This window comes from Streptomyces sp. MMCC 100 (assembly GCF_041538145.2).
GTDB lineage: Bacteria > Actinomycetota > Actinomycetes > Streptomycetales > Streptomycetaceae > Streptomyces.
Genome location: NZ_JBGORK020000001.1, coordinates 7,892,132 through 7,914,143 on the forward strand (window position 1 = coordinate 7,892,132; position 22,012 = coordinate 7,914,143).

The window sequence follows — 22,012 nt, forward strand, 5'->3', positions numbered from 1 at the left end:
GGTAACGGCCTTCTGGTCCGTGCCACGGACCTGAGCCTCGACCTCCTGGCCTGGACGGCGAGTGGTGTGCCAGCGCACCGGGAGGTCGGTGTAGATGTCGGTCTCGAATTCCCAGGCCGTGACGGACCATTGGTCATCACGGCCGATGTTGAGCCGCTCGCCGCCTGGCAGGAACACGGCTTGGGCGTGATGGACGATCCGACGGTCGGGCATGCGGTCGCGGATGGCCCGTATGCCGCCCAGGCCCTTGTCCTCCCACTTATCCCGATCCCATTCCTCGTGCTCTGCCGGATGGCCGGGATGGTCGGCGCCCCAGTGCGATGCCACGGCGTCAGCGTGCTCGCGGTGCAGGAACGGGATGCGGCGTTCGCCAAGGAGAGCCACATGCACCGTAGGCTCCGCCGGAACGGAGGTCTGGCTCGGGCCAGGCACTGGACCTCCATGCGCCGGTTCGAGCACGTGTGGCTTCGGACCCCACAGCAGGCCGCCAATCTTCGCGGCCGTCTGCTGGAGCACCTGGCCGGTGAGGTGCTGATAGCGCCGGCGCATCCGGGCGGACTTGCCGGGTTCCCATCCCATGATGCGGTCGACAACCCCTTCGGGGACGCCAAGGATCAGCAGCACGGTGGCGGCGGTGTGGCGGGCGTCGTGGAGGCGGCCGTCGCGTACACCGGCGGCCTCCAGCAGGTCTTTCCACCGGTGGTAGTCGGTGTTGGGGTTGAGCGGCTCGCCCGTCGGCGAGGTGAACACGTACCCCTTCTCCACCCACAGGTCGCGGGCCAGGGCCCGCTCGCGGTCCTGCTTCTCCTTGTGCTGTCGCAGGAGCCCCAGCAGCTCGTCCGGCACACCGATCGGGCGCTTGCCCGCGCGGGTCTTGGTGTCCTTCGTCTCGCGTCGCACGTTGATCTTCTGTGGGCAGTAGCCGGGCTTCCGCTCACATTTGTCGCCGCATCCGTGCTGGTAGCGTGGCCGCAGGCGGCCCCGGCGTACGAGGATCACACCCGCCTCGAAGTCAACGTCCCCCCACTGCAGGCCCAGGGCCTCGCCCTGGCGCAGGCCGAGCGCGAGCGCGATCACCCAGCGGGCGGTATTGCGCACTTTGGTGGCCTCGGCGAGAAGACGCTGGACCTCTTCGAGCGTGTACGGCTCGACCTCCTCTTCTTCGACCTTGGGTGGCTTGGCGACGGACGCCGGGTTGATAGTGAGGTGGCGACGGCGTACGGCCTCGTTGAGCGCCGTCTTGACCGTGCGATGCACCTGGTGGGCGGTGCCGGCGGCGCTACCGTCCGCTTGCATCTTCCGGTAAAGGCGCTCCAGGTGCTCCGGCTCCAGCTTCTCCAGACGGTGGGCGCCCAGCCCGGGGATGAGGTGGTGGTAGACCGCCACGCGGTAGCCGTCGATGGTGTTCTCACCGACGTTGGGTGCGGCGATGTTCTCCACCCAGTGGGTCAGCCAGGTCTCGACCGTCCAGGTCTGACCGGCCTTGCGGACGCCCGTGGAGTCGCGCTGCTTCTCCAGGTCGCGTACGGCCTTGGTGACCGCGGTGCGCGTCTTGCGGCCGACGTGACGACGATCCGGGCTGCCGTCATCCTTGACGCCGACGGTGACGTAGCCGTGCCAGCGGCCGTCCTTGCCGAGGAAGATGGTGGAGGCACCATTGGGCTGGCGGGACTTCGAGGACTTGGTCATTCCGCCCCCTTCAGGCCGCGGTCGTGTAGTCCGCCGAGTCGGGGCGCCTGGCTAGGAAGTCGTTCAGCGCCTCGGCGGGTATGCGGCGCAGCCGGCCGATCTTCACGGAGGAGATCTCGCCGGAGGATACGTACTCGTACAGCTTGGTGCGGCCGATGCCGATCCGCCGTGCGGCTTCGGCGACGGTGAGGCCGACGAGAGTGGCATCGCCGTGGGAGGCGTCGCGCTGGTTCATCAGAGCGCGCAGCTCAGTCTCGGCGACGCCGAGGAGCTGGGCGATCTGAGTGATGGGCAGGGCGTTTTCGGGCAAGGAGAAGTCCGTTTCCTGGCAGGTGATGGGGCGGCAACCCCGACCTGGCCGGTTGATCTCGGGATGTGTGCGGTGGGTTCCGTGCCTGGGGGTTTGCGGGCCCAGGTCAGGCGGCGGAGGCGCTACGCGTTGGGAGCGGAGTCCGCCTGCTCAGAGTCGGATTGCGTGCCGGGCGCGGGCCCGTAGATCTCCGCGTTCATCTTCATGACGCTTTCGGCGATGGCGTTGGAGACCATCACGTCCGCCTCTTCGCGGATGTCGGGGTGTTCAGCGATGTAGGCGTCGAAGTCGTCACGAGCGCGGGTGAACACGTGCTGGGCGCGCTGGGTCTCCTGGTGGGCGGCGACGACCTTGTCGATGAGTTCCATGGCGCGGCCCTTCGCAGCGAGCTGCGGAGGGCCGGCAAGGTTTCGGAGGTCGACGCCGAAGATCTCGGCGAAGCCGATCGCCTCATCGAGATTGATGCGTCGCTTGCGGTTCTCGATCCGCCAGACCGCGGACGGGTTCATTTCGAAGCCGGCCTCGTTCATGCGGTCGGACAGGGCGGTCGTGCTCCAGCCGCGCCGCTCGCGTTCGAGCTTGATCCGTACAGCGGCGTTCTCCTCGCCGCTGAGCAGGATCCCCTGGGGGGTCTCATCGTCCGCCATCACCCTCCTTCCTGTCGCAGGACACCCCTGCAATATGCAGGGAACCAAAACTGTACCACACGCTCTGCCTTTCGCAGGGGGTCAATGCGTTACGCATGGCTAGTGATCATCGACACTCTCTGCATCAGGCATAGATATATTGCATTTCGCAGATCATGTGGCATGCTGGTAGTCCTGCCCAGACACCGACCGGAGACCCGACGCGAAAAACCCCTCGGCGCGACACCGAGGGGTTCAAAGCGCAAACCTCTGCAACCGCCATCCCTAGCGATCAACCTGCCTGGCCGGGATTGCCGTCCCATATGGCCCCGCAGGAGAGGAGCTTCATGCCCCAGGGTACGCCCCTGACCCCGCAGCCGCCATCCCCCGCCGTCTCGGCCGACGCCGAGCCGTCGACGGACATGCTCCACGCACCATTCAACATCGACGCCGAGCATGCGGTCCTGGGCGCCTGTATGCACAGCGCCGACGTGATCGACACTGTCCGGCCCATACTCGGCGACGCCGCCTTCTACCGGCCCGCGCACGAGACCATCTGGCGTGCACTGCTTGCCCAGCACCGCGAGGACAAGCCGACCGACCCGATCGCCCTCACCGAACTCCTCCAACGGCAGGGTGATCTGCAGCGAGTCGGTGGCAACACCTACGTGTTCCAGCTCGCCGACCTGCACTACGGCACCGGCGGCGCAGAGCATCACGCGGAGATCATCCGCGAGAAGGCCAACCTGCGCCGGCTGCTCGCCTCCGCCATACGCACTGCCCAACGCGCCCAGGAGCCGGGCGCCGATCCCGAAGCGATACGCAGCGAGGTGGAGGCGGAGATGCGGGCCGAGCGTGAGCGGGCGCTGGCCTCGGGTCAGGGGCGCCTGAACCGCTTCGCCAGGGACGGGTGGTCCTTCGTCAAGGAGACCGGCGCGGACGCCGAGCCCCTGTGGGGCACGCGTGAGATGACGGTCTGGGCGCCTGGCGAGAGCCTGATGATCGTCGGCGCACCCGGGGTCGGCAAGACCACCCTGGCCCACCAGGTGATCTTCGCCCGCCTCGGCCTGTCGGAGACGGTTCTGGAGATGCCGGTCGCGCCCAGCAGGCGGGTGCTCTATCTGGCCATGGACCGGCCCAAGCAGATCGCCAAGGCCATGAACCGCCGCGTCTTCGACACCGACGAAGCGATCCTGCGCGAGCGACTCGTCGTCTGGGAGGGGCCACTGCCCGCCACCCTCGACAAGGAACCCGACCTCCTCGCCGACCTCGCCGCCGCGCACCAGGCCGACACGATCGTGATCGACAGCCTCAAGGACGCCGTCAGCACGATGGTCGACGACAGTCTCGCGGTCGCCTTCCACAACGCCCGCATGCGCGCCCTGCGAGGCGGCGTGGAGATCCTGGAGCTGCACCACCAGCGCAAGGCCACTGCCGACGCCCCGCGCGGCCAGCGCCCCAGTCTGGACCAGGTCTACGGCTCCACATGGATCACCGCCGGCGCAGGCAGCGTCCTCTTCGTCACCGGCCGGGCAGGCGACCCCGCGGTCACCCTGCACCACCTCAAGACCCCCACCGGTGAGGTCGGCCCGCTGGACGTCACCCACGACCACAAGCGCGGCACCACCACGGTCGACCCGACCAAGGATCCCGCCGTCCTGCTGCGCAACGCACCAGGCGGCATGACCGCCCGCGACCTGGCAGCCATCCTGATCGGAGGCGGCGACCCCGAGCGCGCCGACGTCGAGAAGGCACGACGCCACCTCGCCCGCCTCGTCGACAACGGCCTGGCCACCAGGGCCGACGGCGTCGCCGGAGGAGCCGGAGGCGGGCAGCAGACCCGCTACTACGCCTCCTCCCGCCACCTCACCGCCGTCGGCTGAACCCCCTGTCGGTCAGCGCGAAGCGATCACGCGACCGTACACGCGACCCTCACGCGAACACCCTGCCGTAAACCGCTCACGGCGCTCACGCTCACCGCAAAACCGCAGGTCAAACGATCACGCGAGCGCCCACGCCGTACACGCGCCCAAGCGATCACGCGCGGGGCCCCCTTTAGAAGGGGGCCCGCGTGAACGCCCCCACCGTGAACGCCCCTCACCCCGGCACCACAGCCTCACTTCCCCACCCTGGAGCCCGCCCCTTGCACTCCCCTGCCCCGAGCGCGCCGACAGCCATACGCGGCAGCCGCAACATCCGCTCCGGCATTGCTCTGCTCCCGCCCGCCACGGCCACCGTGCGCTCACACCCGCTGGGGGTCATCGCGTGAACCGCCTGGGACGCATCACCCTCGTCGTCGGACTGCTGGCCGTCGTCCTCATGGCCTTCCGGGTCTCGTGGAACGCGCTGTCCGACGTGGCCCGCGCCATCGGCGCCGACTCCACCGCCGCCTTCTTCTACCCGATCGTGGTCGACGGGCTGATGGCCCTCGCGCTGATCGCCACGCTCGTGCTGACCGGTACCGACCGGACGTTCGCGCTTCGGGTCCTGGCGACCTACACGATCGCCAGCCTCCTGCTGAATTACGTGCACGGTCTCATCCCCGCCCTGCACACCACGTCGATCCAGTGGGGCCGACTTGCCGACTGGGCCCCGGCGAACTGGGCTCTCGTGCTGCTGGCGACATCGCTGCCGGTCGGGTCGATCTACTTCGGGTCGGACCTCGTGGCGAAGGTGCTGCACCACAACCCCGAGTCGGCCGACTCCGCCGAAGCAGCCTGTGCCGAGTCGGGGAGTCAGCAAGCTGACAGGCAGGCCGCACGGTCGAGGTCTGACCAGGCCGCATCGGCCCCCGAGCAGCTGACCGAGTCGACCCCCGTGAAGAGCGCCGAGGCGCCCGTGACGAGGCCGACTGCTACCGACGAGTCGATCCCAGCTCCCCGACCGCCCCGGCCGGCCGCCGCGGCGGAGTCGACCGGAGCCGCCCCGCGTCGGGCGACCGGTCGGGTCCCCGCCACTGCCAAATCGACCGCCGACCGCACCCGCACCGACGCCGAAGTCCTCGACGAGGCCCGGCGCCTGACCGCCGACTGGAGCGACGACCGGCTGAGCGCCGAGCGTCTGCGCAGCGCACTACGGATCGGCCAGAAGCGCGCCCGCGCCCTGCGCGACCAGTTGCAGGCCGAGCGCACTGGCCAGGCCGAGCCTCTCGACGGACTCGAAGAAGCCACCTCGCAGCGGCAGAGGGAGCTCGACACAGCCCCTGCCGGCACCGGCTGACCCCCTCAAAACGCACCGATCGCCTCACCCCTCCGGCCCCCCTGCCCCGCGCAGAACAGCACGGGGCACGAGGCCGCGCACAGCGAGGCACCGGCACCAACACCCCAACGGAGAACTGATCCATGCACGACCCGCACCACGAAACCCCCACCGCCCAACAGGCGACAACCACCACCCCAGCCCCAAACGGCACAGCAAGTTGTCCCGGGAGCAATGCTCCCGGAGTTCCCGCCCCGGGGGTGGCGGGAGCGTCCCAGCGCCAGGGGGCGCCGGGTCTGCAGGCAGCGGCCGAGGGCGGACCGCAGCCTGGAGTGGGACGGCCGGCCGAGTCCCTCTCGCGCAAGCGTCAGCGCGCTCGTCAACCGAAGCCCCACAAGCGCCTGCACCAGCCCAGCTGCCGTATGAACGACGCGGAGTTCGCGCGCTTCACCAAGGCGGCCGACCAGTGCGCCATGAGCAACGCCGCCTTCCTCGCCTACGCCGTGGACAAGGCAGCCCGCGATCTGACCCGTACCGCCGCCGAAATCGCCACCGAACGCGAAGTCATAGACGAGATCTTCGCCGCCCGCCGGCATCTGGGCCGCATTCACGGTCTGTTCAACCAGGTCGCCAAGGCCCTCAACTCCGGCGCCGACGCACCTCACCTCGACGTCACCGCTCAGGCCGTCCTGAGCGCGGCCCGTCGCATGGAGGATGCCGCCGATGCCCTGCTCGCCCACCGGGACGGCGGTGCCCCGGCGTGATCCCCCGCATCCACAAGCGCGGCAGCGGGACGATCGGGCTGGTCCGCTACCTGTACGGCCCCGGCACCCACGAGGAGCACATCGACCCCCACCTGGTTGCCGCCTTCGACCCGCTCACCCCCGACCCCGGCCGCGACCCCAGCGCCACCTACAAGCAGTTGCAGCGCCTGCTCGACCAGCCAGTGAACGCCCTGCCCGTCGGCCGGCGCCCCAAGAAGCACGTGTGGCATCTGTCCGTACGCGCCAGCCCCGAAGACCCGATCCTGTCCGACGACGACTGGGCCGCCATCGCCCGTCGCATGGTCGCCGCCACCGGCATCGCCCCTGCTGGAGACGGCGCCGCCTGCCGGTGGGCGGCCGTCCGGCACGCCGACGACCACATCCACATCATCGCCACCCTGGTCCGCGACGACGGCCGACGGCCACGGCTGCACAACGAGGCCCGCCGCGCCCAGACCGAGGCCCGCGCCATCGAGGCCGACTACGGCCTGCGCCAGGTCACCCCGGGGGATGGCACCGCCGCCAAGCGCCCCACCAGCGCCGAACGCCACAAAGCCGACCGCCGGGGCAAGCAGCGCACCCCGCGGGAGGAGCTCCGCGAGGCGATCCGCCGCTCGGTGACCGGGGCGGCGAGCGAGGAGGAGTTCTTCGACCGCCTCGCCTCCGCCGGCCTGCTCATCCGGCGCCGCATCGCACCGTCGGGCGACACCATCGGCTACACCGTTGCCCTCCCCGGCGACCGCAATGCCAAGGGCGAGCCCGTCTTCTACTCCGGTTCCAAGCTCGCCCCGGACCTCTCCCTGCCCCGCATCCGCGAACGCTGGACCACCCCCTCGGAGGACGCCGCCCAGCAGCCGGCCCTGCCGCTAGTGACCGGGCCCGCGTCCGCACGCCGACGCGTCACCAGCGCCGCGTGGCAGGCACTGCTCGTCATCGACCAGGGCGACGACGGCATGGTCGCCGCGCAGATCGCCGCCACCGGGGAAGTCCTCGACGCCCTCGCCCAGACCTCCGCCGCCCACACCCGCCACGAACTACAGGATGCCGCCACCGCGTTCGAACGCGCCTCCCGCTCCCACGTCCGCGCCGCACACGGCCACGACCGCGCCCTTCGCCAAGCCGCTCGCGACCTCGTCCACAGTGGCTCGGCCCTCGGCCGCGGAGAGGACGGCGCCACGACGGCCATGGCGATCGACATGCTGATCTTCCTCGCCGTCGCCACCGCGAACTGGCACGCCAAGAAGCAGCATGCCCAGCAGGCCGAGGCCGCCCACCAGGCCGCCGACCACCTCCGCGCCGCCTACAAGGCCGCCGCCGACCACCCCATGGCGTTGCTTCGCCAGCGGGGAATCCGCCTGGCCCCAGCCTGGCAGCGCCGCCACACCACCGCCGTACGCAAAGCCCTGCCCGAACTGGCCGACCGCATCCTCGCTGAACCCGGCTGGCCCGCCCTCGCAGCCACCCTCAACGAAGCCCAGACCGCCGGCCACAATCCCACCACCCTGCTCACCCAGGCAGCCGCCCGACGGGAACTGGACACGGCGGAAGGCATGAGCGACGTGCTCGTGTGGCGGCTACGGCGAATGGCCGGCCTCCCCGCTGATCCCCAGAACACCCAAGGCCGACGAGCCAGCGGGAACCGCTCTGCCTCGTCACCGGAACGGACAGCGCAAATCGGGACCAGGCCCTCGAACAGCTCCCCTCGGCGACGCTGAACCGCAAGACCGCGCCGACGAAAGTAGCCGACGATCCCCGGTTAGCCCAACCGGGGATTCTCCAGACCATGGGTACATCGAGACCCACCACCGCCCCACCAAGGAGAACCCCTTTGCCCGCATCCACCCCTCGTCCCCACGTCATGGCCCTTCTCTTCGACTCGGACTTCAACCGACCCTCGGGTACCCGCACCTTCCGCCACCTCGACGGACGCCCCTTCACCGACGAGGAACAGGCCCTCGCCGATGACGCCACCCTCGAAGAACTCCAGGCCGCCGGCGTCCACGTTCACAACCCCGAGGCCGGAGCCGAAGCCCAGGTCGCCGCGTACCAAATGGCCGAGCTCCTGTTTAAGTACGCCGTCCCGCACCGTGAAGCCCTCATCCCCTTCATGACCCACGAGGACATGCTCGAATACGGCCGGTTGGAGACCCTCATCACGGAGGGAGCCCACCTCCTCGGCCCGCACAAGGACTGAGCACACAGGCACGGTTCCGTCAGGAACCGGCGGGCCGATGCTCGGGAGTGCTCCCGGCCACCAGCCGCACCCCTTCGTCCGGCCAGACGGCCGCGCTCAAGCCAGACCGTGAGACCACGTGTCCCAGCCCGCGCCACCGCCGACCGCCGTGAGCTGGTCCGCCGAGCTGTTCGCCGCCACCGACACCTCGGGCAGGGACGGCTACAACCTCAAAACGCTGACCCGGTTTCCGGGTGGCGGCGCGACCGGCCGTGGACGCATGTGACAAGCCCGGCCCGCCTCATTCGAGGTGGGCCGGGCTTGTCGCGTCGGCAAGGGAACAGCCCGTCGTCAGCTGGCTGGAGCCCGCAGCAGCCGTTCCTGAGTGCTTTCGGGCAGCACCCGGCGCAGGACAGGTGCCGTAGAGCTCAAGGAACCGGCGAACGCGGCGACGAGGTCCTGCGGCACGCTGGCGCCGAACGAAGCGGCCCACAGATAGCCTGCGCCAGGCATCGGCTCAGCCCATGCCTGCCATCCAGCCCGGACCGCCTCGTCAGGCTCGGCCACCAGGGAGAGCGGGTCGGTGTCCTGAATAAGGGGCGGCACCTCGCCGAGGTGGACGTGGGAGGCGAAGGTCGGGTCCACCGCGCCTGCACGGGGCGCGTCGATGTCGCGCAGCCAGCCGTGCGCCGTAACGGCGTCGAGGACCAGTTCGGGGCCGCCGAGTGAAACGGCGGGCTTGTCGCGGGCGTCGAGTGCGCAGAGGAAGTCGGCGAGGACCTCTCCAGGGACGTCGGGGGTGAAGTAGGCAGACCACTGGGCTAGCGGGCTGCTCGTGTCCGTACGAGCGGAGACCTGCCAGGCGATCGGCAGACTCCCCAGGTGAAACGGCTCATCCGGCAGGACCCATTGGGCCCAGCGGAGAGTGTCGGGGCTGATGTGCAGGACGATGCTGCGCAGAACCTGACGTTCCTCCGGCGCCTCGTCCGGTACCCGTCGCCCGCGGACGATCGCCAAGCTGTTCCAGCCCAGCTCGGTGAGTGTGTCGGTGACGGTGTCGTACAGGCGTCCGTCGTCACCGGCCAGGTGGCGAGGAGTGACCCAGTACAACGGATTTTGCGAGTCGGGGCGGTGGGAGTCACTGGAGTGGTGCGGGTGCAGGGGCGCCTCCGTGGGTTCGGGCGTGGGTGCTCTGGCAGGCGTTGTACGTTGACATGGCCTGCCACCGGGCACCAGTCCTTTGCGGGGCTTTCCTGTCTGCCCCGGGCGAACTGGAGAAACGCGGGCGCATCTACCCTCGTACGCGGGGGTGGATCATCCTCGCTCTGCCTGCTGCACAGGAGGGTCAGACGGCATGACGACGAGCGAGCACACCGCGTTCGACTTCGCGGCGGCACAGAGCATTCTGCTTCAGGCTTGCCGGCTGGTGGGGCTGCATCCCGACGAAGTCGAAATGCTGCGGCTCGGTGACCACGCGGTGTTCCGCATCGACGACGGACAGGTCGTCTCTCGCGTCGGCCGCCACGCGGATCGTCTACCGTCCGTGCGCCGAGAGGTCGCTGTTGCGCGATGGCTCGATGCTGAAGGCTACCCGTCGGCACGGCTCGTCACGGAGGCCGAACAGCCTGTCGTCGTCGACGGACATCCCGTGACCTTCTGGGAAGGGCTGGCCGACGGCGAGCAGTACGCCAGCACACATGAGATGGGCGAACTCCTGCGGCGGCTTCACGGACTGGAGGCGCCGCGCTTCTCCCTGCCCGACCTCCGTCCCTTCGACAAGGTCGAGCAACGTCTGGAGCGTGCTGTGATCCGCGCCGAGACCCGCGCGTATCTAGCCGGCCTGGCCGAGGAGCTGGCAGCCCAGTACGAGCAGCTGGAGTTCGCCCTTCCGCCGGGACATCTGCACGGTGACTTCAACGTCGGCAATGTCCTGCACGACGCCGAAGGGGACCCAAAGGTCATCGACCTGGACGGCTTCGCGACCGGCCCCCGTGAGTGGGACCTCATCCAGACGGCCATGTACTACGACAGCTTCGGCTGGCACACGGAAGCCGAGTACGCCGACTTCGCGGACGGCTACTGCTTCGACGTTAGGCAGTGGTCCGGGTACACCGTCCTCCGGAGCGTTCGCGAACTGCTGATGGTCACCTGGCTCGCGCAGAACGCCGGCACGAACCCGCGCGCCGCCGAAGAAGTGGAGAAGCGCGTCGAGACGCTGAGGTCAGGTGGCTCGCGACGGGCTTGGGCACCGTTTTAGACGAGTCCGGCTTGCAGCCAGAGGCGGAAGCCGCCGGCTTGTTCCGCGAAGTCACGGAACTCCGCGGCCCGCCTCATGCCGTCCGTGACACGGCTCTGGAACTCCCGCACGTACTGCAGGCAGCGTGCCGACTTCAGACCCTCACCAAGGTTCAGCGCGCTCAAGGCGATCTCGAAGCCGCGGCCGATCTCACCTTGGTTGATGTACGCCTCGGCCTGCACCATGGTCGCGAAGAAGTCGCTTCGGTTGTTCATGCCGTCGCCGAAAATGGAGCCTGCGCCCCGCTCCGTGGCTGCGACAGAGCGTCCCAGGTCGCGAAAGCAATGGCCGAACTCGGCCGCTAACTCCACCTCGTCGAAGTACGCGATGTACAGCGGGTCACTGTCGGCTGTCCTCTGGCACATCTTGCTTTCCGCCTCCGCCAAGGCCAGGTCACAGCCTCGCTCGTCCCCAAGACGGGCCAGCGCCCGCGCCTCCATTGCACGGAACTGGGCCGCCATCGTCGGCCCCAGGCTCGCGCCCGGACCCATGTACGCGGCTCGGGCGAGAGCCACGGCGTCCTGGTACCTCCCCACGAACGTGGCCTGATGGCTCATCGCGGACAGGACGCTTCCGCCCAGGAGCCTGTCACCAGCCGCCTGCGTCATGCGCAGGGCCTGTATGAAGTACCGCTGGGCGACGCCATGCAGGCCGCTGTCGTACGACATCCATCCCGCGAGCAGGAGTGCCTCGGCTACAGCCGAGTGCAGTTGCTTGCCTACGGCGTCGGAGTACTTCCCGTCGAGCATCGGCCGGACATCCGTGTGCAGGTACTGAATCAGCGCGCGCCGGGCATGGCCACCACCGAACCTTCCGTCGAGCATGCTGAACGCGTCCGCCGTCGAGCGCACCATTTCCACGTCCACGGCGCCGATCGCTCGGTTGCCCTCCCGCGTCAGCTCTCCGCCCGGCGAGGCGACGAGCCAGCGCAGGGCAGCGGTGTTCCACGCGGCCGAGTCCGGCTGTGTCCGGACCAACAGCTCAGCCTCGGCCAGATCAGCCCGCCACAGGTCAGCCACGGCCTTGGTCGTGGCCTCATGGTGGTCCGCGAAATCGAGCCCCAGATCGGGCTGTATGGCAGAGACCGCCGCGTCACCCATACCGATGTCGTCAATGGTGATACGGCGCCCCAGCTTGCGCCCGGTGGCGTCGGCAATGAGCTGCGGCATGTTCCCGCGCGGTATCGACCCCTTGAGCCATCGGGTGACGTAGGTGTGATCGCAGGTGATGTCTTCGCCCGAGCGAGCCGCTGCGGCGACGACCGCGCGTGCAAGCGACTTGTGCGAAAAGTCCCCTTCCTGCATGAGTGCGGCCAATCTGGCGTTCCGGTCTGCCATTGGGACCCCCAGAGAACGGCCTTAGTGCCAGCTTGACGCGCTGTCACCCTACGCAGGTCAGGGCCAGGGCGCAGGGGGTTCGCCCGTAGGAGTGCACGAGTGCACCCCCAAGTGCACGCTCCCGACGTCGCCCCTCCATGGCGACAGTTGGATCACCGCAGAGCAGGCCGGCTGTCCGAGTCGAACGACGCGGATTGATGGTGCGGCCTCATGAACGGTTTCCGGGAGTCTCGGCCGCGTTGCGCGCCCACAGCGGCCGACAACGCGGCAGCACCGCGATGTGGAATGAGAGGTCACCGTGCACAGCACGAGAGAGCAAGTGCCCGAAGAACCCGACTGGTCACAGCGACAGATCGGCTACTACCGAGCAAGGGCCGCCGAATACGACAAGGCCCACAACGAACGCACGCACATGCCCCGGCTCGTGAGAGCCCTCGACGAGTTGCCCGTCAGCGGTGACGTCCTGGAGGTGGCCTGCGGTACGGGGCAGTGGACCCAGCTGCTTGTCGACCGCGCACGCAGCCTGACCGCGCTGGACGCCGCCCCGGAGATGCTCCGTATCGCCCGGGACCGCATGCGGGGCACGACGACTCGCTTCATCGAGGCGGACATCTTCACCTGGGAACCGGACCGCCTGTACGACACAGTCTTCCTCGCCTTCTGGCTCAGCCACGTGCCGCCCGTGGAGATGGAAGCCTTCTGGAACCTGATGCGCTGGGCGCTGAGGCCGGGCGGCTGCATTGTCTTTCTCGACGACTCAACCGCGAAGGCGGAGATCGAAGAATTCGTCGCCGAGACGCGGGTCCCGACTGTGCGCCGCATGCTCGCTGACGGATCTCAGCATCTCGCGGTGAAGGTGCTGTATGACGCCCCCAGCCTCACCTCGCAACTGAATGACCTGGGCTGGGAGGCCCACGTCGAGCCGATCGATGCTTATCATTTCGCCGGCATCGCCCGCCCCCGGGGCAGCGAATGACCAGGATCAACGGCTATGCGGCTCGACCGAGCGTCCGCGCCGGCGAGGTGATCCAGCTGCATATCGCCACATCGGCCCCTCGGTTCCGCGTCGACTTCTATCGCTGGGGCACGACTCCTCAACACGCAGGGCACGCCGTGTGGCCGGGCCGCGCCACCGATCCCGGAACGTTCGACAGAGACTGGCAGTGGCCTGCCTACGACTTCGCTGTACCGCCTGACTGGATGTCCGGCGTCTACATCGCGGTGCTGAGCACGGAATCGAACTCCGGCACACCGACGATGGATTCTCGCGCGGCACGGATCCTGCTGGTCGTCACACCCGCCACCCCCTCGGACCGAAAGGTCCTCTACAAGATCCCGACCTTCACCTACCAGGCGTACAACACCGCAGGTGGCGGCAGTCTGTACAGCGCCTCCAAGGTGACATTGCGTCGCCCGGGAGGCGGGGTGGGAGGCCCGGTCAAGGGACTGCCCGACCCCTACAACTCCGTTTCTCCCCGGCAGACGTTCGCACACTGGGACGCCCCGTTCATCGCGTGGATGGGTGAGAACGGGATTGAAAGCGACTTCTGCACCGACCTGGACCTTCACGAAGGCCGGTACCTGGACGGCGGATACCGCCTTCTGGTCTCCGCCGGGCACGACGAGTACTGGAGTGCCGATGCGCGCCGGCACATCGCCGCCTTCCGGGACGCCGGCGGCAACATCGCCAACTTCGGCGCCAACACGTGTTGGTGGCGCGTCGATGTCGCCCCGGACGGCACCGGGCTGAGCTGCTCAAAGTTGCCTCCCGGATCCGCCCTCGGCACGGACCCGGACAGCTCGTACGGTTGCCCGGACCACTGGTGGGAGTCGGAGCCCGAGAACACCCTGCTCGGGGTGAGCTACCGCAACGGCGGTGGCCACTGGGACGGCCCGCGGGCACCACTCGGGTTCACCGTGACCGACGGGAACCACTGGATCTTCTCCGGCACCGGGTTGAGGACCGGCGACGTCCTCGGACGCGAGGCTGCCCTGATCGGCTACGAATGCGACGGGGCAGCGTACGAGCTCGACGCGACTGGCCGGCCCCGTCCAACAGGCCAGGACGGAACACCGAAAAACTTCCAGATCCTCGGCATCGCGCAGCTGCCCTCCGACTGGAACTTCGCGGCCCGGGAGACGATGGCCAGCCCCCGCGCGGCCACTCTCGGCCTCTACTCCGCAGCCGGCACCGTCTTCACCGCCGCGACCACCGACTGGGCTCGTCTGCTCGCCACCGACCCCCAGGTCGCCGCCATCACGCGCAACGTCATCACTCGGCTCTCCTGACGAAGGGATCAACATGTCTGGGTACACACGGCCGCTCAGCGTGGTCATCGGCGTCAACGGCATCGGCATGGGGCACTCCGTCAGGCAGAGCGTGATCGCCCAGTACCTCCGCGACCGCGGCCACGAAGTGCGGATCATCACCAACGGTTCGGCCCGCGTGGAGTACTTCCGGGACCTCGGCTTCCCCGCGTGGGACGGGTGGATGCCCACCCTGCTGGCCCGGGGTGACCGCATACACGCGAGCGACGCCGTACGCGCCAACTTCTGGCAGGCACCCGCCGGCGTCGGTAAGCACCTGCGGCTCCGCCGGATCATCCGGGACACCGGTATCCCGGACGTGTTCATCACCGACTACGAGCCCAACACTCCGCGACTCGCCTACCACTTCAATAGGCCGCTGATATCCGTCGACCAGCAGAGCAAGTACCGGCACCTCGACCTTCCCCCTGTTGGAAGGTACGCCCGTACCGCCGACGAGCAGCGGCTGCGCTACTTCGCACCCCACGTCGACCGGTCCTTCATCTGCTCCTACGTCCCGTTGGAAGGCGAGGACGGACAGGTGGAGTTCATCGCCCCTGTCGTCCCGGACTTGGTCCGCTGCGCACCGGTCACCACCGAGCCGCTCGCCACGGCCTACTTCTCGCGCTACTTCGACCACGGCCCCGAGGAGTCCGTCCGTAACCTCGCCGAGGTCTTCCGGAACCACGCACCAGACCGCGCCCTGCGTATCTACGCGCAGGCCGACGAGCTCGGGAACCTGCGCCAGTACACCGACGACAAGATCGAGGTCTGTACCTTCGACCGCGAGGCGTTCATCGCCGACATGGCACGGTCCGAGGCAGTCTTCTCCAACGCCGGCTTCAACCTCATCAGCGAAGCGTTCGTCCTCGGTAAACCGGTCTGTCTGGTTCCGCTGCCCACCTACGACCAGCACTGGTGCGCCAGGGTCGTCGATGAGGCGAAACTCGGCACCGCATTACCGCACATCAACCGGGGAGCGGTACTCGACTTCCTCGGCCGGAGCCGGGAACTTCGCAACAACGTCGTGCGCCATCGGGACCAGCACCTCGTGTCCGACCCCCGTGAGCGGATCGCCTCCTACCTGGAGAGCCTGCCCGCAGCCAGTCAGCGGACCCTCACACGATCCGCGCGGTAGACGGTCATGGCGACTCCTCCACTTGCCGCAGACGTGAACATCGGGGTATCCGTGGCCGCCGTAGTGGTCTGCTATCGCTTCGCGGTCTCTCCGACCGTACGAGCCCTCGCTCGCCGGCGCTCGCTCCTGCCGGCCGTGATCGTGGGCGTCACCCCCACGGTCCTGGCCGTCTTCCGGCCGTTGCCCGATCCAGGCCCAATGCGCTGGTTCGTCGTCTTCGTGATCGTGTTGCTCACCTGGCAGGGGGCGACCAGCGACTACGACGTCACGGAGCCCATCGAACCCCAGCGCCTCGACAAACGGCTGCTGCTCCTCTTAGCAGCCGTCTCATGCCTGTGGCCGACGGCCCTCCTACCGTGGCTGGCCGTGTACTGCGGCAGGCTGCGCGGCTGGAAGCACCACGCGATGATGCCCCTGCGTCTACTCAAGGCGTACCTCGCCTGGTTCTTCGTGGCGATGCTCCTCGGCGCCTCGTGTTCCGCAGCGGTACTTCCGCTGCTCCTCGGCTGTGTCTCGCTCTCCCACTACGTCAAACCGGCCTGGAGCAAGGCTCGCCTGGGGCCCTACCCGTGGTCGTGGGTCTGGCACAACCGCACCCACTACCTCATGGCCTCCGCATATTCCTGGGGCTGGGCGCGCTTCCTTCGTGCCGAGACCGTGTCTCACGTGCTGCGCCGTGCGCGCGGCCTCGATCGCCCCGTCAACTTCCTCGGGATGGCCGTTGAGGCCGCCGGCCTCGTCGCGTTCCTCGACCGCCGACTGCTGGTCGCCGCCCTGCTGGCAACCGCCCTTTTCAACGTCGTCGTGGCCCTCGCCTCCGGGATCCTCTTCTGGGAGAACATCGGCACAAACGTCGCCCTCGCGATCACGGTCACGCTGCTGCCCGGTACGGAGTACGCCTCGGCGTTCGGCTGGCCCGCCGCACTGATTGCGCTCGTCGTGCTCGTGCTCAGTGCCGCCGATCTGCTGTGGCAGCCGTGGCACCTGGGCTGGTGGGACTCCCCCTTCACAGCACGCGTCCATTGGCAGGTGGAGACCATCTCGGGGGCGAAGCTGGGTCTCTACAACGACTTCATGTGCCCGCACGAGCGCGAGTACGGCCGCGTCCTGGGCTACTTCCTCACTGACGAGCCAGTCCTCCACGGCCACCTCGGCATCGTCTGGGACCGAAAACTCCGCGACCTTCTGGTCCAGGCGGAAGGCGACCGGGATCAGTTGCACGCGCTCAAACAGACCTACGGCCATGCACAGACCGACGAGCGACAGGCGCGCGAGCACATCGCGTTTCTGACCAGGATGTTCACTCGTCTCAACGCCGGCGCCCGGAAGAGCCCCTTGCCCCGGTCGATGCGCCACCTCAAGGCCCCGGGCGGTCAGCTCTACAGGTGGGGCGACCTTCCTCCCTACCGCGGTCAGGAACCTGTCCGCCGGATCACGATCCGCTACGAGGAGCGCTGCTACCGCCCAGCTACCGGCGACTTCCTCCTGCTCACCAACCGCACCGTGCAGGAGATCGACCTCCTCGCACCCGGCACCGACCACGGGAGTACCTGATGCGCAAGGTTTTCATCGACTGCGGCACCAACCTCGGAGTCGTCCTGAACCGCTTCATCCGGGAGCTTCCCGACCACGACTTCTACGCATTCGAGCCCAACAAGGACCTGCTTCCTTCCATCCGTCGGCAAGTCGAGCAGGCTCCTCACCACCCGCGTGTGGCGATCTCCTCCAGCGCGGTATGGATCCACGACGGGACGATCGACCTCTTCCTCGGCCACCACGAGAGCTCGACCGTGTTGCCCGGCAAGGTCGTGCCGCCCATGTACGACCAGCAGATCGACTACAGCTCGCCCATCGCCGTGCCCGCGACCGACTTCAGCTCATGGCTGCGCCGGACCGTCACCACGGACGATCACGTCGTCGTGAAGATGGACATCGAGGGCGCCGAGTATCCCGTCCTCACCAAACTGCTCGCCGACGGGACGATCAACCTCATCTCCGTCCTCTACATCGAGTGGCACTACGACCGCTTCCCCGCCATGAGCCGGGCCGACCACGACCAGGTCGCCAACGCGGTATCCGCCTGTGTCGACGTCCGCGACTGGGACTGACCCGAAGAAGAGGACACCATCATGCGCTCGAAGCACATCTACCTGATCAAGCACGGTGAGACAGAAGAGAACCTGCGGGGCATCCACCAGGGTCAGGCTGTCGGCGGCAGGCTCAGCAAGCGCGGGAGCGATGACATTCGTAAGGTCGGCGACAGCCTCGCCGCAGCCGGCGTCACCGTAGACCGGATGCTCGTCAGCCCGATGTCGCGCTGCCGCGAGTCCGCCGCGCTGCTGACCGCCACGCTCACCCCCGCCGACGTGCGAGTGGACGAGCGCCTGGCCGCCAAGAACAGCGGCTACCTCGGAGGCCGCCCCAGGGAACTCGCAGCAGCCGAAGCCGCCCGCCAAGGCATCCCCATCCACCAGCTCCGCACGCCGGGCGGCGAGTCGTCCGAGGACGTCCAAAGCCGCTACGCGCAGCTCTGGGACGAAGTCTGCGCGGGGCCGCACCGTACGACCGTCCTCATCGGGCACGGTGGAGGAATCGCTTGCCTGCTGCTGCGGCTGACGGGCAACGGCTTCGACCGCTACCTCGATCACGTCCCCGGATCCGCAGGCGTCACATGGGTCGAGATCGACGACCAAGCCCCTTACGTCCGGCTGATGAACGTACCGGTCGCGGACCTGCCCGGCCGCCTCAGCCCCCGCACCGTCCGATGAGAGCGCGAGCGGTACGGGTGCGAGAGCTACGCTCAGGCGTCCTCGGCACCGCCGAAGCGCACGCGGTAGGACTCCAGGTCCTCGTCAGTGATCTTCGCGAACAGCACCGGCGGAACGGTGAACGCCGTCCCGGCCGGGACGGCGCCCAGGGTCGTGGCCTGCTCGGCGGTCACCCAGGTCGCGGTGTCACCCTCCAGCGCGAAGGCCCCGCGCATGGCAGCGGCGCTGGCCGGAATGAACGGCTCGGAGACAACCGCGTACAGGTGGATCAGATTCATCGCGGTGCGCAGGGTCAGCGCGGCACCGTCCGGGTCGGTCTTGATCTCCAGCCACGGAGCCTTCTCCTCCAGGTAGGAGTTACCCGCGGACCACAGGGCACGGAGAGCGGCAGCGGCCTTACGGAACTGGAGGGCCTCCATGTGCTCTTCGTATTCGGCGAGGAGTCGTGCGATCTCCTCGCCCAGTTTCGCCTCCGCCTCGCCGCCCGAGTGGCCCGCCGGAACCTCGTCGCCGAACCGCTTGCGGGAGAAGGACAGCACGCGGTTGACGAAGTTCCCCAGGGTGTCGGCCAAGTCCTTGTTGACCGTGGCGGTGAAGTGCTCCCAGGTAAACGACGAGTCGTCCGACTCCGGAGCGTTGGCGATCAGGAAGTAGCGCCAGTAGTCACCGGGGAGGGTCTCCAAGGCTGCGTCCGTGAAGACGCCACGCTTCTGAGACGTGGAGAACTTGCCGCCGTAGTACGTCAGCCAGTTGAAGCCCTTGACGAAGTCGACCTTCTTCCACGGCTCGCGCAGTCCCAGCTCGGTGGCCGGGAACATCACTGTGTGGAAGGGGACGTTGTCCTTCGCCATGAACTGGGTGTAGCGGACGGTGTCGTCGGCCTCGTACCACCACGACTTCCAGTCACGGATCTCACCGTCCACGGCGGCGTCCGCCCACTCCTTCGTCGCGCCGATGTACTCGATCGGGGCGTCGAACCAGACGTAGAAGACCTTGCCCTCGGCCGCGAGATCGGGCCAGGTGTCGGCCGGGACCGGAACACCCCAGTCGAGGTCGCGGGTGATCGCCCGGTCGTGCAGGCCCTCGGTCAGCCACTTGCGGGCGATGGACGAGGACAGCTGCGGCCACTCCTCACTGACGGCGTCGATCCACGCTTCGACCTCGTGCTGGAGCTTGGACTGCAACAGGAAAAGGTGCTTGGTCTCGCGGACCTCCAGGTCCGTGGAGCCGCTGATCGCCGAACGCGGGTTGATCAGGTCGGTGGGGTCGAGGACACGCGTGCAGTTCTCACACTGGTCGCCGCGAGCCTTGTCGTAGCCACAGTGGGGACAGGTGCCCTCGACGTATCGGTCCGGCAGGAATCGGCCGTCGACGGGCGAGTACACCTGACGGATGGCGCGCTCTTCGATGAAGCCGTTCTCGTTCAGCTTGCGTGCGAAGTGCTGGGTGATCTCGACGTTCTGCTGCGACGAACTGCGCCCGAAGTAGTCGAAGGCCAGCTCGAACCCGTCGTAGACGGCCTTCTGCGCGTCGTGGGCCTGAGCGCAGAACTCGGCGACAGAGAGCTCGGCTTCCTTGGCGGCCAGCTCGGCCGGCGTGCCGTGCTCGTCGGTGGCACAGATGTAGAGGACGTCGTGACCGCGCTGGCGGAGGTACCTGGAGTACACATCCGCGGGAAGCATCGACCCGACCATGTTGCCCAGGTGCTTGATCCCGTTGATGTAGGGAAGCGCGCTGGTGACCAGGTGTCGAGCCATCCTTGGATGCTCCATTTCGTACGTACGGCGCCGGTGACAGTGCCACGGCGGGCCCAGGTCGGGAAGCTGCAGCCGATTCGATCACTCGGATCGCTTCTTGGTGCCACGCACAGTGACGGTACGGGTCTGCAGGCCAACGCCATCGTATCGAACCAGCGGTTTGCCCTTCCTGCGGGTTTTGGGACCCGCCCGCCCCGAGGCGAGAAGGCACTCGGCCGTCCGAGACAGGCGGCCAAGCGAGTCTCGTACGGCCGAGGCGCCTCCCATCTTAGAGCCGCCGCGCAGCCGCAGATGCGCGCACACCGCCCTCGCCCCTGCCCTTCGCCGAAGCCAACGAGGTGGGATGCATGATCGAGAATCGCCAGTTCCAGCAGCTCCGCGTCGTCGTAGTCGGGCAGGGGTACGTCGGACTCCCGCTCGCCGTCAGAGCGGCCGAGGTCGGGCATCAGGTCGTCGGCTTCGACGTGGACGCGCAGCGCGTCAAGCGGCTCGTGCTCGGAGAGTCATATGTCGAGGACATCCCCCACGCGCGACTGGCACCGCTCCTGTCCACTGGCGCATACCGACCGACCCTCGACTCGTCCGACTGCACGGACTTCGACGTCGCGATCGTCACGGTCCCCACGCCACTCCGAGACGGGGTGCCAGACCTGTCCCACGTCGAGGACGCAGCGCGAATGCTCGGCCGCCACCTCAGGCGCGGGGCGACCGTCGTCCTGGAGTCCACCACGTACCCCGGCACGACCGAGGAGATCTTCGGCCCGCTGCTCGAACGCGCCTCCGGCCTGACCGCCGGCCACGACTTCCACATCGGCTACAGCCCTGAGCGCATAGACCCCGGCAACTCCACGTGGAAGCTGGAGAACACTCCCAAGGTCATCTCCGGTATCGACCCTGCCTCCAAGGAAGCTGTCCGCCGTTTCTACGGATCCCTCGTCGACACGGTCGTTCCCGTCGCCAGCTGCAAGGAAGCCGAACTGACCAAGCTGCTGGAGAACACCTTCCGGCACGTGAACATCGCGCTCGCCAACGAGCTGGCGATCTTCGCCCACGAACTGGACATCGACGTCTGGTCGGCGATCAACGCGGCCTCCACCAAGCCGTTCGGGTTCATGCGCTTCGCCCCGGGACCGGGTGTGGGAGGCCACTGCCTGCCCATAGATCCGTCGTATCTGTCCTGGCGCGTCCAGCACACCCTGGGGCGCAACTTCCGCTTCGTCGAGCTGGCGAACGACGTCAACAACCACATGCCCGACTACGTGGTCCGCCGCCTCGTCGAGGGCCTCAACGAGCGCAAGAAGTCCCTCAACGGTTCCCGGATTCTGCTGCTCGGCCTCGCCTACAAGGCCAACACCGGAGACGCCCGTGAGACCCCGGCAGCGCGCATCGCCGAACTGCTCACCGACATGGGCGCCGAGGTCCAAGCGGCCGACCCTCACGTCACCGACGACGCTCACCCACGTGCCGCCGGCCTGGAGAACCTACAGCGGGTCGAAGTAACCCCCGACGGCCTCGCGGCTGCCGACGCCGTCGTCCTGCTCGCCGAGCACGACGCCTTCGACTATCCCCTGATCAGCGCCCAGGCCCCGTACATCCTCGACTGCCGCCACCGGCTCGCCGGCGCACACGTCGAATCTCTCTGAAGGGAA

Annotated in this window: 19 protein-coding genes and 1 pseudogene; 14 read left to right on the forward strand and 6 right to left on the reverse strand. The window is 68.1% G+C overall.

Annotation, left to right across the window (positions count from 1 at the left end; genetic code table 11):
• Positions 1-474 precede the first annotated feature (474 nt).
• The 3 genes and pseudogenes from ABS735_RS36640 to ABS735_RS36650 all read right to left on the reverse strand — a co-directional run.
• A pseudogene (locus tag ABS735_RS36640) lies at positions 475-1,689 on the reverse strand (tyrosine-type recombinase/integrase); the annotation flags it as partial.
• Between the two features lie 10 nt (positions 1,690-1,699).
• On the reverse strand, positions 1,700-1,999 hold the full coding sequence (locus ABS735_RS36645; protein WP_161379574.1) for a helix-turn-helix domain-containing protein: 300 nt from the start codon (positions 1,997-1,999) through the stop codon (positions 1,700-1,702).
• A 122-nt stretch (positions 2,000-2,121) separates the two neighbouring features.
• On the reverse strand, positions 2,122-2,646 hold the full coding sequence (locus ABS735_RS36650) for a helix-turn-helix domain-containing protein (protein ID WP_373904579.1): 525 nt from the start codon (positions 2,644-2,646) through the stop codon (positions 2,122-2,124).
• 326 nt (positions 2,647-2,972) lie between these two features.
• On the opposite strand from ABS735_RS36650, the gene ABS735_RS36655 reads away from it, so the two are divergent.
• The 6 genes from ABS735_RS36655 (at position 2,973) to ABS735_RS36680 (ending at position 9,046) form a co-directional block, all read left to right on the forward strand.
• Entirely contained in the window at positions 2,973-4,508 is a 1,536-nt protein-coding gene (locus tag ABS735_RS36655) for a DnaB-like helicase N-terminal domain-containing protein (protein WP_373904580.1), read from the forward strand.
• A gap of 382 nt (positions 4,509-4,890) precedes the next feature.
• Positions 4,891-5,844 (forward strand): DUF2637 domain-containing protein, encoded by a 954-nt coding sequence (locus ABS735_RS36660; RefSeq protein ID WP_373904581.1) that lies wholly within the window; start codon positions 4,891-4,893, stop codon positions 5,842-5,844.
• A 401-nt stretch (positions 5,845-6,245) separates the two neighbouring features.
• Complete coding sequence (locus tag ABS735_RS36665) at positions 6,246-6,587, forward strand: plasmid mobilization relaxosome protein MobC (protein ID WP_373904582.1); 342 nt, start codon at positions 6,246-6,248, stop codon at positions 6,585-6,587.
• On the forward strand, positions 6,584-8,302 hold the full coding sequence (locus ABS735_RS36670) for a relaxase/mobilization nuclease domain-containing protein (protein ID WP_373904583.1): 1,719 nt from the start codon (positions 6,584-6,586) through the stop codon (positions 8,300-8,302). Before ABS735_RS36665 ends, ABS735_RS36670 begins: the two co-directional genes overlap by 4 nt.
• 113 nt (positions 8,303-8,415) lie before the next feature.
• On the forward strand, positions 8,416-8,781 hold the full coding sequence (locus tag ABS735_RS36675) for a hypothetical protein (RefSeq protein WP_224310368.1): 366 nt from the start codon (positions 8,416-8,418) through the stop codon (positions 8,779-8,781).
• 118 nt (positions 8,782-8,899) lie between these two features.
• Positions 8,900-9,046 (forward strand): hypothetical protein, encoded by a 147-nt coding sequence (locus ABS735_RS36680; protein ID WP_373904584.1) that lies wholly within the window; start codon positions 8,900-8,902, stop codon positions 9,044-9,046.
• A 65-nt stretch (positions 9,047-9,111) separates the two neighbouring features.
• Here the strand turns inward: ABS735_RS36680 and ABS735_RS36685 are convergent, their stop codons facing one another.
• On the reverse strand, positions 9,112-9,870 hold the full coding sequence (locus ABS735_RS36685) for an SPDY domain-containing protein (protein ID WP_373904585.1): 759 nt from the start codon (positions 9,868-9,870) through the stop codon (positions 9,112-9,114).
• Positions 9,871-10,114: 244 nt separating this feature from the next.
• Here ABS735_RS36685 and ABS735_RS36690 point away from each other — a divergent pair, with 244 nt between their 5' ends.
• Positions 10,115-11,017 carry a phosphotransferase enzyme family protein gene (locus tag ABS735_RS36690; protein ID WP_373904586.1) on the forward strand — a complete coding sequence of 301 codons (903 nt, stop codon included), beginning with the start codon at positions 10,115-10,117 and terminating at the stop codon, positions 11,015-11,017.
• Here the strand turns inward: ABS735_RS36690 and ABS735_RS36695 are convergent.
• The gene (locus tag ABS735_RS36695; protein WP_476755872.1) at positions 11,014-12,360 is read right to left on the reverse strand and encodes a hypothetical protein; all 1,347 of its coding nucleotides are present in this window, start codon (positions 12,358-12,360) and stop codon (positions 11,014-11,016) included. The genes ABS735_RS36690 and ABS735_RS36695 overlap by 4 nt on opposite strands.
• 331 nt (positions 12,361-12,691) lie before the next feature.
• Here ABS735_RS36695 and ABS735_RS36700 point away from each other — a divergent pair, with 331 nt between their 5' ends.
• From ABS735_RS36700 to ABS735_RS36725, 6 genes are read left to right on the forward strand one after another with little or no spacing between them, the layout of a single operon-like run.
• Positions 12,692-13,369, forward strand: coding sequence for a class I SAM-dependent methyltransferase (locus ABS735_RS36700; protein ID WP_373904588.1), 678 nt, complete (start codon positions 12,692-12,694; stop codon positions 13,367-13,369).
• The gene (locus ABS735_RS36705) at positions 13,366-14,682 is read left to right on the forward strand and encodes a N,N-dimethylformamidase beta subunit family domain-containing protein (protein ID WP_373904589.1); all 1,317 of its coding nucleotides are present in this window, start codon (positions 13,366-13,368) and stop codon (positions 14,680-14,682) included. The genes ABS735_RS36700 and ABS735_RS36705 overlap by 4 nt, the downstream gene beginning before the upstream one ends.
• 13 nt (positions 14,683-14,695) lie before the next feature.
• Positions 14,696-15,838, forward strand: coding sequence for a glycosyltransferase family protein (locus ABS735_RS36710; protein ID WP_373904590.1), 1,143 nt, complete (start codon positions 14,696-14,698; stop codon positions 15,836-15,838).
• Positions 15,839-15,871: 33 nt separating this feature from the next.
• On the forward strand, positions 15,872-17,392 hold the full coding sequence (locus tag ABS735_RS36715; RefSeq protein ID WP_373904591.1) for a hypothetical protein: 1,521 nt from the start codon (positions 15,872-15,874) through the stop codon (positions 17,390-17,392).
• A complete protein-coding gene (locus tag ABS735_RS36720; RefSeq protein ID WP_373904592.1) occupies positions 17,392-17,946 on the forward strand; it encodes an FkbM family methyltransferase in 555 nt (184 codons plus the stop codon). Before ABS735_RS36715 ends, ABS735_RS36720 begins: the two co-directional genes overlap by 1 nt.
• A gap of 21 nt (positions 17,947-17,967) precedes the next feature.
• On the forward strand, positions 17,968-18,606 hold the full coding sequence (locus tag ABS735_RS36725) for a histidine phosphatase family protein (protein ID WP_373904593.1): 639 nt from the start codon (positions 17,968-17,970) through the stop codon (positions 18,604-18,606).
• Positions 18,607-18,638: 32 nt separating this feature from the next.
• Here the strand turns inward: ABS735_RS36725 and metG are convergent, their stop codons facing one another.
• Positions 18,639-20,363, reverse strand: coding sequence for a methionine--tRNA ligase (metG, locus tag ABS735_RS36730; protein WP_373904594.1), 1,725 nt, complete (start codon positions 20,361-20,363; stop codon positions 18,639-18,641).
• A gap of 347 nt (positions 20,364-20,710) precedes the next feature.
• Between metG and ABS735_RS36735 the strand changes: the two genes are divergently transcribed.
• Positions 20,711-22,006 (forward strand): nucleotide sugar dehydrogenase, encoded by a 1,296-nt coding sequence (locus ABS735_RS36735; RefSeq protein ID WP_373904595.1) that lies wholly within the window; start codon positions 20,711-20,713, stop codon positions 22,004-22,006.
• Positions 22,007-22,012 lie beyond the last annotated feature (6 nt).

Coding starts and splice junctions, on each gene's coding strand:
- ABS735_RS36650 (WP_373904579.1), bottom strand. CDS start 2,646: ATGGCGGACGATGAGACCCCCCAGGGGATCCTGCTCAGCGGCGAGGAG.
- ABS735_RS36655 (WP_373904580.1), top strand. CDS start 2,973: ATGCCCCAGGGTACGCCCCTGACCCCGCAGCCGCCATCCCCCGCCGTC.
- ABS735_RS36665 (WP_373904582.1), top strand. CDS start 6,246: ATGAACGACGCGGAGTTCGCGCGCTTCACCAAGGCGGCCGACCAGTGC.
- ABS735_RS36690 (WP_373904586.1), top strand. CDS start 10,115: ATGACGACGAGCGAGCACACCGCGTTCGACTTCGCGGCGGCACAGAGC.
- ABS735_RS36695 (WP_476755872.1), bottom strand. CDS start 12,360: ATGCAGGAAGGGGACTTTTCGCACAAGTCGCTTGCACGCGCGGTCGTC.
- ABS735_RS36705 (WP_373904589.1), top strand. CDS start 13,366: ATGACCAGGATCAACGGCTATGCGGCTCGACCGAGCGTCCGCGCCGGC.
- ABS735_RS36710 (WP_373904590.1), top strand. CDS start 14,696: ATGTCTGGGTACACACGGCCGCTCAGCGTGGTCATCGGCGTCAACGGC.
- ABS735_RS36720 (WP_373904592.1), top strand. CDS start 17,392: ATGCGCAAGGTTTTCATCGACTGCGGCACCAACCTCGGAGTCGTCCTG.
- ABS735_RS36725 (WP_373904593.1), top strand. CDS start 17,968: ATGCGCTCGAAGCACATCTACCTGATCAAGCACGGTGAGACAGAAGAG.
- metG (WP_373904594.1), bottom strand. CDS start 20,363: ATGGCTCGACACCTGGTCACCAGCGCGCTTCCCTACATCAACGGGATC.
- ABS735_RS36735 (WP_373904595.1), top strand. CDS start 20,711: ATGATCGAGAATCGCCAGTTCCAGCAGCTCCGCGTCGTCGTAGTCGGG.